Annotated in this window: 2 protein-coding genes and 1 pseudogene; all 3 read left to right on the forward strand. The window is 70.3% G+C overall.

The genetic code is table 11. The features are described 5' to 3' along the window. Nucleotides 1-105 precede the first annotated feature (105 nt). The gene (glyA, locus tag BN903_RS13130; RefSeq protein WP_048078160.1) at nucleotides 106-1,353 is read left to right on the forward strand and encodes a serine hydroxymethyltransferase; all 1,248 of its coding nucleotides are present in this window, start codon (nucleotides 106-108) and stop codon (nucleotides 1,351-1,353) included. Between the two features lie 89 nt (nucleotides 1,354-1,442). Then, nucleotides 1,443-1,853, forward strand: coding sequence for a DUF3054 domain-containing protein (locus BN903_RS13135; protein ID WP_048078161.1), 411 nt, complete (start codon nucleotides 1,443-1,445; stop codon nucleotides 1,851-1,853). Nucleotides 1,854-2,007: 154 nt separating this feature from the next. Beyond that, nucleotides 2,008-2,268, forward strand: a pseudogene (locus BN903_RS13140) (ornithine cyclodeaminase family protein); the annotation flags it as partial.

The raw sequence follows: 2,268 nt of genomic DNA on the forward strand, positions 1-2,268 counted from the left end.
GGCCTCGGCGCGTCGGTGGGTGCGGGAGTTCTTCCGGGGGCGCGACGGAGCCAATTTCCGACGGCGACGGAAGGATTAATGCGCGGTCGCGCCCGGGTTTCACACATGGATCACGAGCACGTCCGGGAAGTCGACCCGGCGGTCGCCGACGCGCTGGCGGGCGAACGCGACAGACAGGAGCAGACGCTCGCGATGATCGCGAGCGAGAACCACGTGAGCGAGGCGGTCTTGGAGGCGCAGGGGAGCGTCCTCACCAACAAGTACGCCGAGGGGTATCCGGGGTCGCGCTACTACGCCGGCTGCGAGTACGCCGACGAGGTCGAGGAGCTGGCCGTCGAGCGCGCCAAGGAGCTGTGGGGCGCGGACCACGTCAACGTCCAGCCCCACTCCGGCACGCAGGCGAATCAAGCGGTGTACTACTCGGTCCTCGAACCGGGCGACAAGATCCTCTCGCTGGAGCTGAACCACGGCGGCCACCTCTCGCACGGCCACCCCGCGAACTTCACCGGGCAGCTGTACGACGTCGAGCAGTACGAGGTGGACACCGAGACCGGCTACATCGACTACGAGGGGCTCCGCGAGGCAGCCGAGGAGTTCGAGCCGGACATCGTCGTCTCGGGCTACTCCGCGTACCCGCGCACGGTCGAGTGGGAGCGGATCCAGGCCGCCGCCGACGCGGTCGACGCCTACCACCTCGCGGACATCGCCCACATCACCGGCCTCGTCGCCGCCGGGGTCCACCCCTCCCCGGTGGGCGTCGCCGACTTCGTCACCGGCTCGACCCACAAGACGATCCGCGCCGGCCGCGGCGGGATCGTGATGTGCGACGAGGAGTTCGCGGACGACGTCGACGCCGCGGTGTTCCCCGGCGGGCAGGGCGGCCCGCTGATGCATAACATCGCCGGCAAGGCGGTCGGCTTCAAGGAGGCCTTAGCGCCCGAGTTCGAGGCGTACGCACAGCAGGTCGTCGACAACGCCGAGGTGCTCGCCGAGACGCTTCAGGGACACGGCCTCTCTCTGGTCTCCGGCGGGACCGACAACCACCTGATCCTGGCCGACCTGCGCGACTCGCATCCCGACCTCTCGGGCGGCGAGGCGGAGGACGCGCTCGCGGCCGCGAACGTCGTCCTCAACGGGAACACGGTGCCCGGCGAGACGCGGTCGCCGTTCGACCCCTCCGGGATCCGCGCCGGCACCGCCGGACTCACCACGCGCGGGTTCGACGAGGACGCCATCGAGGAGGTCGGCGACCTGATCTACCGCGTCGTCGACGACGTCGACAGCGAGGACGTGATCTACGAGGTCGGCGAGCGCGTCGTCGAACTCTGTGAGGCGCACCCGCTGTACGAGTAGCGACCGGTCGCCACCGCCTTCGACGACACCCGCGCCGTCCCGCGGGAGAGATCCGTGCGTAAAAGTGGGGGCGGGTCCCACGGGTCGGTATGGACGCTCCGCCGTTTCTCGCCGCTCGCCTCGACCGCGACGCCGCGCCGCTCGCCGTCGGGGACGTGATCGCGTTGCTCGCTCTCCTGACCGTCGGAACGCTCAACCACACCTCGGTCGAGTTCCTGACCGCGAACCCGCTGTACCTCCCCGAGGTGTACGCGCCCTTCCTGATCGCGTGGGTCCTGATCGCGCCGCTCGTCGGTGCCTACTCCGCGGGCGCGGCCGAGACCGCGAAGTCGTCGGTCCCGCTCGTGGTCCGGTCGTGGATCCCCGCCGCGGTCGTCGGCCTCGCGCTCCGCGCGTTCGTCTTCCGGGGCGGTGCCGAACTCAGCTTCGCCGCGGTGATGCTCGTGTTGGGATCGCTCGCGCTCGGCGGCTGGCGCGCGCTCTACTTCCGGCTTCGCTAACTCTTCTTGTCCGGTTCGGCTTCGCTAACTCTCCTTGTCCGGTTCGGCTTCGGTCGCCATCCCCCGTCCGGTCCGGGCGGGCGGTCGTCCGCGTGGCGCTCGACCGATCGCCGGCTCCTGTACCGTTTAGTCCCCGGGTCTCGACGGGTGGGATATGACCGACACCCTGTTCTTATCGAGCGCCGAGGTCGACGACCTCGCGGAGCCGGCCGACTACGTCGCCGCCGTGCGCGACGCCTACCGACAGGTGGGCGAGGGAGCGCCCGCGGAGCCGCGGACGAAGCTGCTCAACCGCGACCCGCCGGGGATGTTCACGACCTACGCCGCCGTCCTCCCGGAGACGGGCGCGATGGGCGGCTACGCCTACTCCGCCGGCTTCGGCGCGGAGGACGCGTGGTTCATGACGCCGCTTTTC

It is taken from the genome of Halorubrum sp. AJ67 (assembly GCF_000513435.1).

What these genes read in the sequence shown, in the direction of transcription:
- glyA (WP_048078160.1), top strand. Translation starts at nt 106, where the DNA reads ATGGATCACGAGCACGTCCGGGAAGTCGACCCGGCGGTCGCCGACGCG.
- BN903_RS13135 (WP_048078161.1), top strand. Translation starts at nt 1,443, where the DNA reads ATGGACGCTCCGCCGTTTCTCGCCGCTCGCCTCGACCGCGACGCCGCG.